Annotated in this window: 17 protein-coding genes; 10 read left to right on the forward strand and 7 right to left on the reverse strand. The window is 71.1% G+C overall.

Annotation, left to right across the window (positions count from 1 at the left end):
- The first annotated feature begins 12 nt into the window (after positions 1 to 12).
- The 5 genes from BLW76_RS29935 (at position 13) to BLW76_RS29955 (ending at position 4,260) form a co-directional block, all read left to right on the forward strand.
- A complete protein-coding gene (locus BLW76_RS29935) occupies positions 13 to 615 on the forward strand; it encodes an NAD(P)-dependent oxidoreductase (RefSeq protein ID WP_167384776.1) in 603 nt (200 codons plus the stop codon).
- A 310-nt stretch (positions 616 to 925) separates the two neighbouring features.
- Positions 926 to 1,216, forward strand: coding sequence for a transposase (locus BLW76_RS29940; RefSeq protein WP_167384425.1), 291 nt, complete (start codon positions 926 to 928; stop codon positions 1,214 to 1,216).
- Positions 1,217 to 1,284: 68 nt separating this feature from the next.
- On the forward strand, positions 1,285 to 1,695 hold the full coding sequence (locus BLW76_RS29945; protein WP_244170686.1) for an IS3 family transposase: 411 nt from the start codon (positions 1,285 to 1,287) through the stop codon (positions 1,693 to 1,695).
- Positions 1,696 to 2,224: 529 nt separating this feature from the next.
- The gene (gene ltrA, locus BLW76_RS29950) at positions 2,225 to 3,676 is read left to right on the forward strand and encodes a group II intron reverse transcriptase/maturase (RefSeq protein ID WP_091313615.1); all 1,452 of its coding nucleotides are present in this window, start codon (positions 2,225 to 2,227) and stop codon (positions 3,674 to 3,676) included.
- Entirely contained in the window at positions 3,673 to 4,260 is a 588-nt protein-coding gene (locus tag BLW76_RS29955; RefSeq protein ID WP_425266062.1) for an IS3 family transposase, read from the forward strand. Before ltrA ends, BLW76_RS29955 begins: the two co-directional genes overlap by 4 nt.
- A gap of 103 nt (positions 4,261 to 4,363) precedes the next feature.
- Here BLW76_RS29955 and BLW76_RS29960 read toward each other — a convergent pair whose 3' ends face one another.
- On the reverse strand, positions 4,364 to 5,416 hold the full coding sequence (locus BLW76_RS29960) for a LysR family transcriptional regulator (RefSeq protein WP_244170373.1): 1,053 nt from the start codon (positions 5,414 to 5,416) through the stop codon (positions 4,364 to 4,366).
- 130 nt (positions 5,417 to 5,546) lie between these two features.
- On the opposite strand from BLW76_RS29960, the gene BLW76_RS29965 reads away from it, so the two are divergent.
- Positions 5,547 to 6,074, forward strand: a complete 528-nt coding sequence (locus tag BLW76_RS29965) for an inositol monophosphatase family protein (protein ID WP_244170374.1) — start codon at positions 5,547 to 5,549, stop codon at positions 6,072 to 6,074.
- 7 nt (positions 6,075 to 6,081) lie between these two features.
- Here the strand turns inward: BLW76_RS29965 and BLW76_RS29970 are convergent, their stop codons facing one another.
- Positions 6,082 to 7,002, reverse strand: a complete 921-nt coding sequence (locus BLW76_RS29970; RefSeq protein ID WP_208613413.1) for an extracellular catalytic domain type 1 short-chain-length polyhydroxyalkanoate depolymerase — start codon at positions 7,000 to 7,002, stop codon at positions 6,082 to 6,084.
- A 189-nt stretch (positions 7,003 to 7,191) separates the two neighbouring features.
- On the opposite strand from BLW76_RS29970, the gene BLW76_RS29975 reads away from it, so the two are divergent.
- Together BLW76_RS29975 and BLW76_RS29980 are read left to right on the forward strand one after the other, a co-directional pair.
- Complete coding sequence (locus BLW76_RS29975; RefSeq protein ID WP_091313627.1) at positions 7,192 to 8,028, forward strand: PaaX family transcriptional regulator; 837 nt, start codon at positions 7,192 to 7,194, stop codon at positions 8,026 to 8,028.
- 102 nt (positions 8,029 to 8,130) lie between these two features.
- Positions 8,131 to 9,573, forward strand: a complete 1,443-nt coding sequence (locus tag BLW76_RS29980; protein ID WP_091313630.1) for a hypothetical protein — start codon at positions 8,131 to 8,133, stop codon at positions 9,571 to 9,573.
- Here the strand turns inward: BLW76_RS29980 and BLW76_RS29985 are convergent.
- The 5 genes from BLW76_RS29985 to BLW76_RS30005 all read right to left on the reverse strand — a co-directional run bounded on the left by BLW76_RS29985 (position 9,570) and on the right by BLW76_RS30005 (position 15,315).
- Entirely contained in the window at positions 9,570 to 10,490 is a 921-nt protein-coding gene (locus BLW76_RS29985; protein WP_208613414.1) for a TIGR03619 family F420-dependent LLM class oxidoreductase, read from the reverse strand. The genes BLW76_RS29980 and BLW76_RS29985 overlap by 4 nt on opposite strands.
- Positions 10,487 to 11,917, reverse strand: coding sequence for an APC family permease (locus tag BLW76_RS29990; protein WP_091313633.1), 1,431 nt, complete (start codon positions 11,915 to 11,917; stop codon positions 10,487 to 10,489). Before BLW76_RS29990 ends, BLW76_RS29985 begins: the two co-directional genes overlap by 4 nt.
- Before the next feature lie 66 nt (positions 11,918 to 11,983).
- Entirely contained in the window at positions 11,984 to 12,691 is a 708-nt protein-coding gene (locus BLW76_RS29995) for a type 1 glutamine amidotransferase (RefSeq protein WP_091313636.1), read from the reverse strand.
- Positions 12,691 to 13,956 carry a cytochrome P450 gene (locus BLW76_RS30000; protein WP_091313638.1) on the reverse strand — a complete coding sequence of 422 codons (1,266 nt, stop codon included), beginning with the start codon at positions 13,954 to 13,956 and terminating at the stop codon, positions 12,691 to 12,693. Before BLW76_RS30000 ends, BLW76_RS29995 begins: the two co-directional genes overlap by 1 nt.
- A 9-nt stretch (positions 13,957 to 13,965) precedes the next feature.
- Entirely contained in the window at positions 13,966 to 15,315 is a 1,350-nt protein-coding gene (locus BLW76_RS30005; protein ID WP_091313641.1) for a glutamine synthetase family protein, read from the reverse strand.
- Positions 15,316 to 15,433: 118 nt separating this feature from the next.
- Between BLW76_RS30005 and BLW76_RS30010 the strand changes: the two genes are divergently transcribed.
- Both BLW76_RS30010 and BLW76_RS30015 read left to right on the forward strand, forming a co-directional pair.
- The gene (locus BLW76_RS30010) at positions 15,434 to 16,225 is read left to right on the forward strand and encodes an acetoacetate decarboxylase family protein (protein ID WP_091313643.1); all 792 of its coding nucleotides are present in this window, start codon (positions 15,434 to 15,436) and stop codon (positions 16,223 to 16,225) included.
- 17 nt (positions 16,226 to 16,242) lie between these two features.
- On the forward strand, positions 16,243 to 16,764 hold the full coding sequence (locus BLW76_RS30015; protein WP_091313646.1) for a MarR family winged helix-turn-helix transcriptional regulator: 522 nt from the start codon (positions 16,243 to 16,245) through the stop codon (positions 16,762 to 16,764).
- Positions 16,765 to 16,771: the final 7 nt, after the last annotated feature.

A 16,771-nucleotide genomic window follows, 5' to 3' on the forward strand; every position in this document is an offset into this window, starting at 1 on the left:
AGCGTGGTCGGCATGAACCTCACCGTCCTCGCGGCGTCCGGCCGCACCGGACTCGCGCTCACCCGGGAAGCCTTGCGGCGCGGGCACACCGTCACCGCGATCGCCCGCGATCCCGGCCGGATCACCGTTCCCCCGTCGGCGCGGCTGCACACCGTGGCGGGCGACGCCGAGGACGCGGCGACCCTGGCGATCACCGCGGGCACGACCGTCCTTTCCGGACTCGGCACGGACCGGGCGGGCGTGCTGGCGGCGGGCGCGAAGGCCGTGGTCGCCGCCCGGCCACGGCGGATCATCTGGCTCGGCGCGTACGGCACGGGCGAGTCGGCGGAGGTGGCCGGCGAGGCGGCCGCGGCACTGTCGAAGCTGCTGGGCGACCGGCTGGCCGACAAGATCGAAGCCGACACCACGATCCTCACGGCCGGCGGCACGGTGTTCCACGCGGGCCTGCTCACCGACGGCCCGGAAAGCCCCCGGCGCCGGACGGTCGCACTGGCGGCCGGCCCCCCGCTGGACTTCGAGGCGGTGATCAGCCGCGCAACGGTCGCCGCGGCGATGCTCGACGAGGCCGAGACACCCCGCTTCCCGGGCACGATCGCCCTCCCACTCCCCACCTGACCGCCCCGCTCCGCCCACTCGCCCCGCCCGCTCCGCCCGCCGCGCCCGCTCCACCCACCCGCCCGCTCGCCCCGCCCGGCCCGCCCGCCGCGCCCGGCCCGCCCGCCGCGCCTCAAGCGCCCCAATGTGGCGTTGGGTGCGTCCAACGCACCGAACGCCACATTGGGTGCGCCCAACGCACCCAACGCCACATTCGGTGCACCCAACGCACCCAACGCCACATTCGGTGCACCCAACGCACCCCGAGCTTCCCCCGGTTGTCCGGACACCTGACCTGAGATGACCGATGGTCACCAGGGAGGATGTTCCGATGCCTGCACCACACCCGCCTGAGTTCCGTCAGCGCGCCGTCGAGCTGGCCCGCCTCGGCGACAAACCGGTCGCCGCGCTGGCCAAGGACCTGGGGATCAGCGAGTCCTGCCTGCGCAACTGGATGGCCCAGGCCGACGCCGACGAGAACGGCTCAACCACAAAGCTGACCAGTGCGGAGAAGAAGGAGCTTGCCGAGCTGCGCCGGAAGAACCGGCAGCTTGAGATGGAGAATGAGATCCTGAAACGCGCGGCGGCGTACTTCGCGCGGGAGAACATCCTCCCAAAGTAACCTTCCCGCTGGTCCATGAGCTCGCCGCCGACGGTATCGACGTCGCGGTGGCCTGCCGGGTATTGAACGTGTCCCGCTCCGGATACTACGAATGGCGCGACCGGCCGCCCTCGACCCGAGAGGCGGAGAACACGGTACTGCTGAAACACATCGAACAGATCCACGCCGATTCCCGCGGCACCTACGGCTCACCGCGCGTGCACGCCGAACTCATGCTCGGTCTGGGGATGCCGGTCAACCTCAAACGGGTCGAGCGGCTCATGCGCGAGGCCGGGATCCAGGGCCTCTACCGGCGCCGCCGGCACCACACCACAGTCCGTGACCCGGCCGGGCAACCCAGCGCCGACCTGGTCAACCGCCAGTTCACCGTCGACGCCCCGGACCGGTTGTGGATCACCGACATCGAGCGCCACGAGGCGCTGTTGAACCGTGAGGAGGTGCAAGACCTTCTCCGCTCTGCTGTCGCAGCGGTGGGGTGAAGCAGGGGGCAGCCTGAGCCGGGAGGTGCCGGTGAGGGCGGGAAGCAGCCCTGTCAACGACGAGGCGGATCAGGACTGCCAGATGGTCCGTGCTCGGCAAGCGAGACGGAAAGGCGTACGTGAGGAACCAGCGGCTGAACGCCTCTCAAGGGAGCCACCAGCTCGAACCTGGCGGATCTGGGCTGGGTTGCAGCGCGCACCCGAATCACGTTGTGGTGCGGGGAACTTCTGGGCCGGGTGATGTCGCCGGTCGGGAGGCCACGGTGAAAGTCTGCGGCGTAGCCGTGGCGATGCTGCAGGGGCATAGCTGGGCGCCGACCCCGTCGAACGGTTCGACAGTGAACGTGGGAACCATCCTGGTGGCCCCCGGCCCGGGTCGCGGCCAGCGATCCGGTGGGAAGGCCCGCCGTCGGCTGATGCCACTGGGGTGGGGCGGAGGACCCGTAGTAGTCCGGGATCGGGAAAGCCGGTCACATGGCGAAGGGGTCCAGCGTGTTCGCGGCATCCGCGCTGATCCGGGAGGTCGCTGGTGAATATCGGCGCTCCGTGGCCCGGCCTCGATGAGGCCGAGATGCGGGTACGGGTGATGCAGAGGAAGCTGCACCGATGGGCGATGGCCGATCCTGGCCGTCGGTTTGATGATCTCCGGAACCTCGTCTACGACCCGGCTTTTCTGGTTGTGGCTTGGAACCGGGTGCGGGGCAACAAAGGTGCACGAACGGCTGGAGTCGACGGCATTGCACCACGCGATGTTGGCTTCGCCGCGTGGGAACTGCTCGAGGAGCTGCGAGCTGAGCTCAAAGCGAATCGGTTTGTTCCTCGGCGGGTGCGGGAGAAGGCAATCCCGAAAGCGTCGGGCAAGCTCCGGCGCTTGGGGATCCCAACGACCGCGGACCGCGTCGTGCAGGCTGCGTTGAAGCTGGTGCTCGAGCCGATCTTCGAGGCGGATTTCAAGCCGTGTTCCTACGGTTTCCGCCCGAGACGCCGGGCTCAGGACGCGATCGCCGAAATTCACTACCTCGCCTCACCCACGCGCAACTACGAGTGGGTGTTCGAGGCGGACATCGAAGCGTGCTTCGATGAGATCTCACACCCAGCCTTGATGGACCGGGTGCGGGATCGGATCGCGGACAAACGAGTCCTGGCCTGGATCACGGCGTTCCTGCGGGCAGGCGTCCTCACCGAGGACGGCCGCAACCGCGAGACGATCACCGGTACACCCCAGGGCGGGATCCTGTCACCGCTGCTGGCCAACATCGCCCTGTCCGTCCTGGACGAGCACTTCACCCGCAAGTGGCAAGCGCTCGGCCCGGATTGGACGCGCAGCAAGCACCGACGTGCCGGCGGCGCGGTCATGAAGCTCGTCCGTTTCGCGGACGACTTCGTGGTCATGCTGGCCGGGCAACGCGCCGATGCCGAAGCGCTCTGGGACGAGGTCACCGCAGTGCTCGCGCCGATGGGCCTGAGCCTGTCGGTCGAGAAGACCAGGGTCTGCCACATCGATGAGGGGTTCGATTTCCTTGGCTGGCGCATCCAGCGCCGCGCTTGGCGGAACCGAACCGGCAAACGAGCTGTCTATACCTATCCGTCGAAGAAGGCACTTGCCTCGATCGTGGACAAGATACGGGCGCTCACCCGCCGTCGGAATCATCGGACACTTGCCGACCTGCTGCACCGTCTCAACCCGGTGCTGCGGGGATGGTGCAACTACTTCCGTCACGGGGTGTCGTCCCGGACGTTCGGCTATATCGACCATTTCGCCGTCTGGCGAATCATCGGCTGGCTCCGGAAACGACACCTCGGACTGAACATGCACACTGTTATCCGGCGCTTCCTGCCAGGCTGGCAGATCCGAGCCGGAAGTATTGAGATGTTCCGACCGGAAACCGTAACAATTACGCGTTACCGGTATCGGGGCGCTCGCATCCCCACACCATGGTCGCAAACAGACACATCAGGCTCACCCGCACCAGCGGCATGAACACGTGGAGAGCCGGATGCGGCGACGAGTCGCACGTCCGGTTCGGAGGGCGGGCACGGGAAACGGACCAGCAGAAACGCTGGAACCGCGCCCGTGTCCGACCCTACACCGAACACCCCACCGAGGAGGGCCGGGTCTACTGCGCCGCGGTCATGGACGCCTATTCCCGGCTCATCATCGGCTGGTCCATCGCCGGCCATATGCGCACCGAACTGGTCACCGACGCCCTCGGTATGGCCATCCTGCGCCGCCAGCCGGAAAACGACACCACCATTCTACATTCCGACCACGGCTCGCAATATACCTCGTGGGCATTCGGGCAACGTCTCCGCAATGCCGGACTGCTCGCGTCCATGGGCACAGTCGGCGACTGTTACGACAATGCCATGATGGAATCGTTCTGGGGCACTCTTCAGCTTGAACTTCTCGACTCGAGAACGTGGAAAAACCGAGACGAACTTGCCAATGCGATATTCGAATGGATAGAGTGCTGGTACAACCCGAAGCGGAGACATTCCAAGATCGGGATGCACAGCCCCGCCACGTTTGAGGCCCTCAACCAGCCACCACACGCGGCACCCTGACCCCACACCCGCCGTGTCCGGCGAACGGGGGGAAGCTCACCCAACGCCACATTCGGTGCACCCAACGCACCCAACGCCACATTGGGGCGCTGGAGACCGGGCCTCAGCGGCCGGCCGTGATCTCCTCGAGGGCCGCCCTGACCTGGTCGCGGAGCCATGCGTGCGCCGGGTCGGAGTCGTAGCGCTGGTGCCACGTGCAGCAGATCTCCGCCGCCGGGGACTCGGCCGGCAGGGGGTGGGTGATCAGCCCGAAGGCGTCGATCAACGGCCGGCCGAGCACCGCCGTGCAGCTGACCAGCGCGTCGCTGCGTACCGCCAGCTGCAGGGCCGTCGCGAGGGTCGCCACCGAGGCGATCACCCGGCGGCGCAGGCCTTCCTCGGCCAGCACGTCGTCGATCGGGGCGGTGAGCCGGCCGCGGCGGGAGACCAGGACGTGCGGGTGCGCCGCGAACTCCCGCAGGTCGAGTCCCTCGGCCGCGGGGTGACCCCGGCGCATCGCCACCACCAGGGGGTCGTGCCCGAGCACCGCCGAGCGGAACTCGGGCAGCTGCGGCCGGGCACCACCGAGTTCGACGTCGACGCGGCCGTGGCGCAGGTCGTCGGTGTCGGCGGAGTGCTCGGCGAGCACCCGCAGCCGCACGCCCGGCGCCCGTTCCTGGAGCCGGCCGGCCAGGACCGGGACCACCGAGGCCGCGAGCGCGTCGTGGCACTGGATCGTGAACGTGCGGTCCAGCTCGCCGAGGTTCAGCTCGCGGGCCGGCTGCAGGACCGCCCGCGCCTGCCTGACCAGCCGGTGCACGTCTTCGCGGACGGCCACCGCGTACGGCGTGGGCGCCATCGTGTGGCCGGTGCGGACCAGGATGTCGTCGCCGGTCACCGCGCGGAGCCTGCCGAGGGTGCGGCTGACCGCCGGCGACGACAGGTGCAGCCGCTCGGCCGCGCCCATCACGCTGCCCTCCTCGAGCAGCGCGTCGAGCACCGTGAGCAAGTTCAAGTCGAGTTGCACGCCAGCAAGACAACCACAGGAGAACCCATGAGCCAGGACCTGCTCGCCGCCACCACCACTGCCGTCCGGGACGCCGGGGCGCGGATGCTGGCCCGCTACTCCCCCGCGGCCCGCCAGCCCGGCCTCGCCGAGCTGCTCGAAAGCCTGCACGACAACGATTCCGCCGTCACCGACGTGCTGCGCCCGGCCTTGACCGCGCTCCGGCCGGAGGCGCGCTGGCTCGACGACGAACACGGGTCCGGGCCGCTGCCCGCGGGGCGAGTGGTGGCTCATCGATCCCATGGGCGGCAACGTCAACGCCGTGCACGGCATGCCCGGCTGGAACATCGGCGTGAGCCTCGTCCGCGACGGGCGCCCGGTGCTGGCCGTGCTGTACTTCCCGGTGGCGGACGAGCTGTTCACCGCCACCGAAGGCGGCGGAGCCCACCTCAACGGCGAACGGCTGCGGGTCTCCGCCAAGACGGCACTGGACGGCGCGCTGGCGGGCACCGGCCAGGCCCAGCCGGGCCACGACGCCGCCCTCTTCGCGCGGATGGGCGACTCGTTCGCCGCGATGTCGGCCGCGGCCTTGTACGTGCGGATCTCGGTGCCGGTCACCCACCAGCTCGCCCAGGTCGCCGCGGGCCGGATGGACCTGCACTGGCAGTTCGACAACGTGCGGTCGCACGCCGCCGGCGTCCTGCTGGTCCAGGAAGCCGGCGGCGTCGTCACGGACCTCGACGGCGGCCCGTGGGACATCGCGGGGACGAGCTACCTCGCCGCCGCGCCCGGGGTGCACGCCGCCGCGCTGCGGGTCCTCACCGCGTGAGCGCCGGTCAGGACAGGCCGAAGAAGGCGATGGCGGCGGCCGCCATCCCGGCCGACGGCAGGCTGTGCCCGGCACCCTGGATGCTGTAGGCCTCGACCTTGTCGGCGTACCGGCGGCGGTTCCAGTTCGCCTGCGGGGTGTCGGTGGACGTCGGCGCCTGGCTCAGGCCGAACACGTTCGTCCACTGCTCGATTTCCTCCTGCAGCAGCGAATACGGCACGAGCGTGTCGGCGGTGCCGTGCCACAGCTGGACGCGCGGGCGCGCGCCGGTGTACCCGGGGTAGGCCGCGCGGACGGCGTCACCCCACTGCTGGGGCGTGCGGTTCGCGCCGCCGCTGCCGGTGCACTTGCTGCTCCACGGCGGGAAGTCCGCCGCGTTCGCGAAGCACGCGAAGGGCACGCCCATGAACGCCGCGCCCGCCTTGAACACGTCGGGGTACAGGGCGAGCATTTCGTTGGTCATCATGCCGCCCGACGACGACCCGGTGGCGAAGACGCGGTTCGGGTCGCCGCCGTAGCGCTGCTGCGCGTACGTCACCATCGAGACGATCGACACCGGGTCGCTGCCGCCGCCCCGCCGCTTCGCCGCGTCCGACCACGTGTCGAAGCACTTGCCGAAGCCGGCCTGCTGCTGGGCGCTGGGGTAGATGACGAGGAACCCGTAGCGGTCGGCGAGCGAGGCGAACTCGCTGCCGGAGTAGAAGCCGGGTCCCGAGCCGCCGCAGCCGTGCATGGCGACGACGATCGCGGGGTTGGCGGGCCGCCTGTCCGGCACGTAGACGTGCATGCGCATCCCGCCCGGGTTGTTCCCGAAGCCGGTCACTTCCACCAGCGCGGCGGCCGACGCCGTCGACGGCACCACCACCGAGGTGACGGCCATCAGCAGGGCACTGGCGATGGTCACGAACGCCGTTCTGAATCCACTCATCGGTGACCTCCGGTCGGCGATCCCCCTCGCCCCACCGAGGTTAGGCAGATTCGGAACGACCGTCAACAATTCATCGAGTATTCCGCGATGCCGAAACTTTCGAACTCAGTGATATCCTCGAAATGCCGAACAAACGATTGATGATCGTCGCGAAAACAGCGAAGAATCCGGCGCGCGGGAGGTGGGCGCATGCTCGAAGCGGCCGGCTGGGCGGAGGAGGAGGGCGCACCGGGCGTGCGGCCCGAGGCCCTGTTGCTCACCCTGTTCGGCGACCACGTGCTGGACCGCGGGATCGCCGTGTCGACGGGCGGGGTCATCGCCGTCCTCGACCGGCTCGGCGTCGGCGAGCACGCCACCCGGGCGACGCTCAGCAGGATGAGCCGCCGCGACCTGCTCCGCACCGTCCGCCGGGGCCGCCAGGCGTTCCTGGCCCTGACCGCGCACGGCACGGCGGTGCTGCGCGACGGGCAGCGCAAGCTCGACGGCGACGTCGTCGACCGGCACTGGGACGGCCGGTGGACGCTGCTGACGTTCTCGGTCCCGGAATCCCGCCGCGCGGACCGGTACGCGCTGCGCACCCGCCTGGGCTGGTTCGGGTTCGGCCCGCTGCGCAGCGGCCTGTGGGTCTCGGCGTCGGCGGCGGACATCTCGGCGGCGCTGGCCGAGCTCGACCTGCTCGACCACGCCGAGGTGTTCCGCGCCGAGCCGTTCATGTGGACCGACCCCGCCCGCATCGCCCGCGAAGCCTGGGACCTCCCCCGGATCGCGGCGGGCTACGAGCAATTCCTCCGCCGCTGGGGCTCACGCGCCCCCGAAGACCTCGGCGACGCCCTGTCGTGCCGCATCCGCCTGGGCGCGGAGTGGCTCCTGCTGATCCGCCGCGACCCGGTCCTGCCGCCGGCCCTGCTGCCACCGGACTGGCCGGGCACCAGGGCGGCGGCTTTGTTCCGCACCCTGCGGAGGCAGTGGACGCAGCCGGCCGAAGGGTTGGCGGGCGAGCTGCTGGAGTTCCTCGTGGAGGACTGAGTCGCGGCGGCGCTCGCCCCGCAATGACGCCCGACGGCGGTTGCCACGTTGCATGCCACGTTGCAAGCTGGTGTCCCCGCCGTCCCCCTCGGAGGTCAACCTGTGACCGGCTTCGAACGACGTGACGTGCTCCGTGCCCTCGCCACGCTGGGTGTCACCGGCGTGAGCGCGAGCCTGTTCGGCGGTACCGCCGAGGCGGCCGGCGAGAGCCCGCTGGACCTGGAGTTCGCGGTCACCGAGCAGTTCCGGCCGTTCGACCTGATCGCCCCGAAGTTCGTCCAGCTCGACTCCCCCGCTCGGCCCGGTGCGCTCGTCAAGACCGGCATCCGGCCGAAGGCGCCCTACGGGACCGTGACCGTGCAGGTCCTCGACGACCGCGCGCCGGTCGTGGCCGGGCTGGCCGGGAATGGGGTCTCCGTGCTCGGCACCTACGACGCCGCCGCGGGGCGGGCCGGGATCGAGGTCACCACCGCGGCCGGGACCGCCGTGGTCAAGACCGTGGCGGCCGATCTGCGGGCGCCGTTCGGCTTTGCCGTGGTGGTCAACGAAAACGCCGTCACGGTGCTGGCCGACCGCGGCAGCGGCTGGCGGCCGCTGCTGACCGAGCGTGACCAGGTCCGGGCGCGGATCGACCTGCGCGACCCGGCCGTGCTGGGCCGGCTGGGTTACGCCTACGGCAGCCGCGGGGCGGCGCGGCTCGGGCGGGTCCGGGCCGGGTACTTCGGGCAGGCCGGCGTCCGCGATCCGCACGTCGTGCAGCACGCCGACGGCCGCCCCTACATCCGGGACGGCAAGCTCTACCTGACCATGACGAACGCCGGTCTCGGGTTCTTCCAGCAGGCGCACTGGGCCGTGTGGACGCTCGACCTGGCCGATCCGGCCAAGCTGGAGCAGGTGGCCACGCTGTTCTTCGCGCGCGACGGCGTCGTCCTCGGCGACCACGCGGGCCAGATCGTCCGCGACGGCGACCGCTTCGTCCTGCTGATGAGCTCGTGGGGCGACTTCTCGTTCGACGGTGTCCACGTGCGCCACACCGTCACCCGCGCCGACGTGCTTTCGGGCGTGCACGTCCTGCCCACCGAGCGGCTGCCGCTGCCGACGACGGTCAGTTCGTGGGACCCGGCCCTGACGAAGATCGGCGGCCGCTGGCACCTCGCGTTCGTCGAAAGCCCCGCCCAGCAACCGGCGTTCGTGTTCCACCCGGCGCTGGCGGCCGCCCCGCGCGGCGCGGACTACGACGAAGGGCTGACGCTGCTGGGCGCCGACCTCTCGGTGCAGCAGACCGAGGGGACGATCCTGCAGCGGGTGGGCGGCCGCTGGTACGTGTTCGCCAGCGACGGCGACGCCCGGGAGTACCCGGTGTACGACCTGCGGATGCGCAAGCTGGGCACGCTGAACGCCCCGTACGGCACGAACATCCCGCACCCGATGCTGGTCCGCGTCGGCGGGAGCTGGTGGCTGCCGACCTTCGACGGCACCCAGTACGCGGAGGACGTCCTCGGCTACGGCGGCCACGGCGACTTCATCCTGATGCGGTCGCGCTAGCCCCCCATCGCCTCGGCCCGGCGCACCACCTCGCGGCACAGCCGCCCGACGTCGTCCGGGTCGTCGGTGAACTGGGACGGCTTCAGGCAGAACGTCGTGAAGCCCTGCTCGATCTGCTCGGGCAAGGCGGCCATCGCCTGCCCGAGGTCGGCGCACGATTCCGCGTCCGGGAACACCGCCCGCGTGCCGCCGACCAGTTCCAGCTCGCGGCCGGGCACCGCGGCCCGCAGCCGGGACAAGTCCGCTGTGGACGGAACGCCGAGCGGGTGGAAGCCGTGCCCGTAGCGGACGATCCGGTCCAGCAGCCGGTCGTGCAGGCGCTGGCCGCCGAACCACATCCGCGGGCCGTCCGGGCGGTAGGCCTTGGGTTCGAAGGAGATGTCCTCGAAGGCGAAGAACTCGCCGGAGTACGAGGCCGGCGACGACCGCCACAGCAGGTCCAGGATTTCGAGCTGCTCGTCGAGGATCCGGCCGCGCCGCGCGAACGGCACGCCGAGGGCGTCGTATTCGTCGCGGCTCCAGCTGACCGTCGGCTGCACGACCAGGCGGCCCTCGCTCAGCAGGTCCAGGGTGCCCAGCTCCCGCGCGAGCAGCAGCGGGTGCCGCAGCGGCGCCAGGATCGCCCCGGCGACCAGCCGGATCCGGGAAGTCACCGCGGCGATCGACGACAGCAGGGAGAGCGAATGCGGCCACGGCGTCAGCGGATCCTGGTTCCCCGGCAACGCGTACTCGCGCGGGTTGGCCATGAGGCCCCGGTCCGAGGCGTCCGGGCCGAGCACGACGTGTTCACTGATCATCACGGCGTCGAACCCGGCGTCCTCGGCCTCGCGGGCCCACCGCACCAGCGTCGGCAGGTCCCGGCCCGAGGTCAGCGTCCAGTTCTCGCTGAGGATCAGCAGCATCCGGGGCGCGGTCATGCGCGCGCCGCGTGCCGGAAGGCGAGCACCAGCCCGAGGGCGAAGACCACGACCGCCGCGTACGGCGCGTAGATGATCGGCGCGCTCACCTTGTAGACGGCGCCGAAGATCGCGGCGCCGGTGACGACGATGCCGACCGTGCCCGCCAGGTACACCGCCCAGCGGCGCCGGTGGTCGCGCAGGCCGCGCAGCGCACCCGCCGACATCAGCAGGTAGATCACGGCGAGGGAGAACCCGCCGAAGGTCGAGCCCCAGCTGAACATCGCCACGTAGTGCGGCATCTCCGGCTGCGCGAGCAGGCCGGTCCAGGTGGCGGTGAGGACGATGACCACCGCGTGGAACGCCACGACGACCGCGGCCGCGGCCAGCGGGGTGCCGCGGCCGCTCACCTTGCCCAGCGCCGCGGGCAGCCGCCGGTCGCGGGCGAGGGCGAACATGCCCCGCGACGCCGACACCGCGCACCCGATCAGCACCGCGAGCATGTCGAGCACCACGACCAGCTCCAGCAGCCGCCGGACGGCGACGGAGCCGAACCCGCCGTCGGAGACCGGGCCGGCGAGCCCGAACAGCGGGGCGCCCGCGTTCTTGCCGAGCGCGTCGAGGTCGAAGTGGTAGCCCGCGACCTGGCTGTAGGAGCCGATGACGTAGAAGACGGCCACGGTGAGCACCGAGATCAGCACCGCGCGCGGGATGTCCCGCTTCGGGTGCGCGGTCTCTTCGCCCAGGTTGGCCGCGGTTTCGAAGCCGGTGAAGAGCAGCACGCCGTACAGCACACCGAACAGGACGCCGCCGAAGCCCTGCGGGGACGAGGCCGGCGTGAACGCCTTGCCGACGTCGTCGGCCGCGCCGGCCTTCACGATCACCACGACGAAGAACGCGAGCACGACGGCGAAGGACACGAGCGCGAGGACCAGCTGGGCCCGCGTCGACAGGGCGACCCCGAGGTACAGCACGACCGCGAGCCCGAGCAGCAGGAGCAGGTCCCAGCCGGCCTCGGGCAGCGGCGTGACGCCGAACTCGGCCTGCAGGGTGTCGTGGATCGTGCCGCCGATCATCACCAGGATCCCGGCGCCGAGCGCGAGAATGCCCGCGTAGTACAGGAATCCGGCGGCGGCGCCGATGCGCTTGCCGAGACCGTCGGTGACGTAGTCGTAGAGGGAGCCGGCGGAGTGGATGCGCTTGGTGTACTCGGAAACGATCCAGCCGAGGCCCAGCACGCCGACCGCGGCGATCACCACCGAGAGGGGTGCGGCCGCGCCCGCGCCGCTGCCGGAGGCGTTGAGCCCGACCAGGAGCGGGACCAGGAAGGCGATCGAGAAGACCGGCCCGATCACGCCGACGGACTGCGCGATCGCGTCCACCAGCTTGAGGGAACCACCGAGCCGGTGGCCGGTGGTCACGTTTTCCGAAACGGCATGGTCGACCATGCGTGCCTCCTCGGCTCCGCCCCCGGCGCGGGAATCGTACGGGTTCAAACGTTTGGATCGCAATAGTCAGCAGGCGAAGATTTCGTTCAGGTAGGCCGAAACCAGCGTCTCGGTGCGCCGCCGGGCGTCCGCGGCGAGCCGGTCGGCGTCCGCGACGAGGTCCGCCGGGCGCAGCCCGAGCCCGCGCGCCTGGGCCGCGCCGCCGCCTGCGACCCAGCGCCGGATGCCGGCCGGCGTCACCTCGGGGTGGAACTGCACGCCGAGGCTGCGGCCGATCCGGTAGGCCTGCGGGGCCGCGGCGTTGCGGGCCAGCTCGACCGCCCCGGGCGGCACGGTGAACCGGTCGAAGTGCCACTGGAACCACGGTCCCGACGGCACCAGGTCCGGCCGGTCGGACTCGACGCCGACCCAGCCGATCTCCGGCGACGGCGACCGCGTGACCGTGCCGCCGAGCGCGCGGGCCAGCGCCTGCGCGCCGAAACAGATGCCGAACACCGCGCCGCCGCCGGCCACCGCGTCGGCGAGCCACCGCAGTTCCGGCGCCAGCCACCGGCCGATCCGGGCGTCGTCGACGCCGGCACTCCACGGCGCGCCCAGCGGCACCAGCAGGTCATAGGCGGCACTGTCCGGAAAGGACGGTTCGACGTCCGGCGCGTGGTGGCGGTCCTCGGGCACGACGACGAGTTCGTCGACCTGCCAGCCGAGGTCGCGCAGCGCGGCGCCGACGTACCCGGGGTCCGACAGCGCGTCGTGGCAGACGCACAGCGCGCGCATCAGGTGGTCTCGACCCGCACGGGGAACTGCTTGATGCCGTTGACGAAGTTGCTGCGCACCCGCCGGACGTCCCCGGCGCGGTCGATGCGGCGCAGGCGCGGCAGCAGCGTCTCGAACATCAGCCGGATCTCCATCCGGGCCAGGTTGTTGCCCAGGCAGAAGTGCGGGCTGCCCTTGCCGAACGTGACGTGGTCGTTGGGCTTCCGCGTGACGTCGAAGGTGTAGGGGTCGTCGAAGACGTCTTCGTCGCGGTTGCCGGAGGCGAACCACATCACGACCTTCTCCCCCGCCTTGATGTGCCGGCCGCGCAGTTCGGCATCGCGGGTGGCCGTGCGCCGGAAGTGGTAGACCGGGCTCGCCCAGCGCAGCATCTCCTCCACGGCCACCGGGATCCGCTCCGGCTCCGCCTGCAGCAGCGCCAGCTGGTCGGGGTTGTCCAGCAGCGCCAGCATGGAATGGCTGATCGCGTGCCGGGTGGTTTCGTTGCCCGCGACCACCAGCAGCAGGAAGTAGTTGTCGAACTCCGTCGCGGTCAGCGGCTCCCCGTCGACCGGGACGCGGTTGACCAGCCTGCTGACGAGGTCTTCGCCGTCGCCGCCGCGGCGCTGCCGGGCCAGTTCGCGCCCGTACTCGAAGACCTCGAGCGACGCGGGCGAGCGGAACGGCAGGTGCTTGTAGCGGTCGCTTTCGGCGTCCCCGAGCAGGACGTCGGCGTAGTCCGGGTCCGTGTTGCCGATGATCCGGTTGCCCCAGGCGATCAGCCGGCCGGTGTCGCGGGCGGGCACGTCGAGCATCCGGGCCAGCACCTGGATCGGGAAGTCCGCGCTGATCTCCTTGACGAAGTCGAATTCGCCCCGGCGGAGCGCGGCGTCGACCGTGGCCTCGGTGAGGCCGCGCAGGAACTCCTCGTACTTCTTCAGCGTCTGGCCGCCGAAGTCGCGTTGCAGCAGCTTGCGCAACGCCCGGTGACGGACGCCGTCGGATTCCAGCATGGACCGCCGCAGCTCGGCCAGGTCGTCGTCGTGGACCTCTTCGAGGTTGACGTACCCGGTCGAGGTGAACGTTTCGGCGTCCCGGTCGACGGCGACGATGTCCTCGTGCCGGGTCAGCGACCAGAAACCGGAGTTCGGCGCCGGTTCCGGGTTCCAGTGGACCGGTGCTTCCCGGCGGAGCACGTCGAACCGGGACCAGGCCTCGTTGCGCTCGAAGACGCCGAGGTCGGTGAGGTCGACCTGGGCGGCGGTCAGGGGGTGCGCGGTGGTCATGGCCCTCCTCTACAGGTGGTAGGCGTACTCGCGGAACTCCCAGTCGGTGACGTACCGGGAGAACCGCTCCAGCTCGTTGCGCTTGTAGGCGAGGAACGCCGTGACGAACCGGGGGCCGAGCAGCTCGGCGAACGCCGTGTCGGCTTCGAGGGCGTCGAGCGACGCGCCCAGGTCCGCGGGCAGCTTCGGGGCCTTCGCCGGGTCGTAGCCGTAGCCCTCCAGGGGTGCCGGTGCGGCCAGGCCGTCCTGGATGCCCAGGTACGCGGCGGCGAGCAGGCCGGCCGTCACCAGGTACGGGTTGGCGGTGGCGTCGCCCTGGCGCAGCTCCAGCCGGGAAGCCCGGCCGCGTTCCGGCGGGATGCGGATCATCGCGCTGCGGTTGTCGAGACCCCAGTCGATCAGCCACGGGGCCAGGGTGTCCGGGCCGAACCGCTTGGCGGAGTTGACCGTCGGGTTGGCCAGCGCCGACAGCGCGGGGGCGTGCGCGAGGATTCCGGCGATGGCGGCGTGGGCGACCTTCGAGAGGCCGTATTCGCCCGCCGGGTCGTCGAACAGCGGCCGCCCGTCGTCGTCCACTGTGGAGAAGTGCAGGTGGAAGCCCGAGCCGCCTTCGTCGTTGAACGGCTTGGCCATGAACGTGGCCAGCTTGCCCTCGCGGCGGGCCAGCTCCTTGACGGCGGTCTTGAACCGGAAGGCCCGGTCAGCGGCGTCGAGGGCCGCGGAGTGCCAGAGGTTGATCTCGAACTGGCCGCTGCAGAACTCGTGGTTGGCCGTCACCACGTCCAGCCCGTAGTCCGCCAGCGAGCGCAGGGACCGCAGCAGCAGGTTCTCGGGGTCGCCCTTGCTGCCGGAGACGTAGACGTTGCCGGGTGCCTCGCCGTAGCGGCGCCAGCCGCCTGCCGCGTCCGGTTCGAGCACGTAGAACTCCAGCTCGGGGCCGACCACCGGGCGCATGCCGAGCTCGGCGAACCGGGCCAGCACCTGCCTGAGGACCTGGCGCGGGCTCTCCGGCGCCGGCGTCCCGTCCGGGTCGAAGACGTCGGCGAGGCAGTGCGCGACGCCGGGCTCCCACGGCACGTCGGTGAGGGTGGCCAGGTCGGGGAACGCGACGACGTCGGGCAGGCCGTCGGCGAGGCCGCCCGCTCCCAGCTCGACGACGTCGCCCATCGGGCTGGTGCCGTAGACCGTGCGGCAGAACGCGACGCCGTCGCCGAGTGTCCTGGCGAAGTTCGCGACCAGCACGTCGCGGCCGCGCTCGGTGCCGATGAAGTCGGGGTAGCCCAGCCGGACGACGTCGATACCGCGGCCGCTCAGCTCGGCCGCGGCGGCCGCGAGGGCGTCCTCGTCGAAGTGACCCACGACACCTCCTGGGTTCGTTTGAGTCCGAACGATAGCCCTGGCCGCGGACGCTGACAAGCCTTTCCCCCGGTCAGTCGGCGCGGTATCGTGCGGACCCAAACGACTTTCGGGAGGACTGGTGGCCGGCTTCTTCTACCCCCGCACGGCGAGCGGGCAGGCGTCGCTCATCCCGTCGCCACCCTGGTTCTACTCGGGCGACCTGCTCACCGTGGAGTACCGGACCGACCCCGCCCGCGTCGCCGAGCTGCTGCCCGAGCCGCTGACGCTCGCCGACGAGGACCCGGGCGCGGTGGCGCTGATCTGGGCCGACTGGCAGTCGTGCTCGACCTCGCGGGAAGAGCTCCTCGATCCGGTGCGCTCGCAGTACAAGGAGGCGTTCGTCGTGGTCCGGTGCGCGTTCGAGGGCCGGACCTACTCCCGGTGCGTCTACATCTGGGTCGACAAGGACTTCGCGATCGCCCGCGGCATCCACCAGGGCTACCCGAAGAAGCTCGGCTCGATCTGGCAGACCCGGCCGCACCCCTTCGGCCCGGCCCCGCAGCTCCGCCCGGGCGCGAGGTTCGGCGCGACCCTGGCCGCCGGCGACCGGCGGCTCGCCGAAGCCGTCCTGACGCTGACGGCGGAGTCGCCGACGAACGGGTTCGTCAACGGGCACCCGATGGCGCACCACCGCGTCCTGCCCGGCATCGGCCGGGGCGAGGGCGACGCGCACGCGGAGCTGATCGAGTCCGGCGCGAGCGCGTTCGAGGGCGGCCAGGCCTGGCGCGGCGACGTCGAGCTGCGGCTGTTCGAAGCGCCCACCGAGGAGCTGGCCCGGCTCGAGGTCCACGAGATCATCGGCGGCTACTACCGCCAGGTCGGCGTCACCTGGGACGGCGGGCGGCGGCTGGCCGAGCTGCCGTCCGTTTGAGGCCGTACGATCGGGGCATGCCGGACGGATACGGTCTCGCCGAAACCGAAAAGGCGATGTCCGCGCACATCGCCAAGCTCGCGCTCGACCTGCCCGCCGCGGCGGCGCTGTCCAGCCTGTACCGCGCGGCCAACGCCGTCCGCAACCACCTCACCAACGCCGTGCTGCGCGAGCACGACCTGAGCTGGACGGGCTTCGTCGTCCTGTGGTGCGTGTGGATCTTCGACGGCTTGGAGACGCGGCACGCGGCGACAGTCGCGGCGATCTCCAAGGGCACGCTGACCGGGGTGGCCAAGACCCTGGAGGGCCGCGGCCTGCTGCGCCGCGAGGTCGACGCCGCCGACCGGCGGCTGGTGCACCTGGTCCTCACCGACGAAGGCCTGGCCCTGATGGAGGACCTCTACCCGCGGTTCAACGCGGCCGAGGCCGAGGTGGTGGCCCGCATCAGCGGCGGCAAGCTGACCACGATCACCAACGGCCTGCGGACCATGGTCCAGACGGTCGAGGACAAGTCCTGGGAAACCCCCCAGGCCGACTGACCCGCGC

This window comes from Amycolatopsis tolypomycina (assembly GCF_900105945.1).
Taxonomy (GTDB): domain Bacteria; phylum Actinomycetota; class Actinomycetes; order Mycobacteriales; family Pseudonocardiaceae; genus Amycolatopsis; species Amycolatopsis tolypomycina.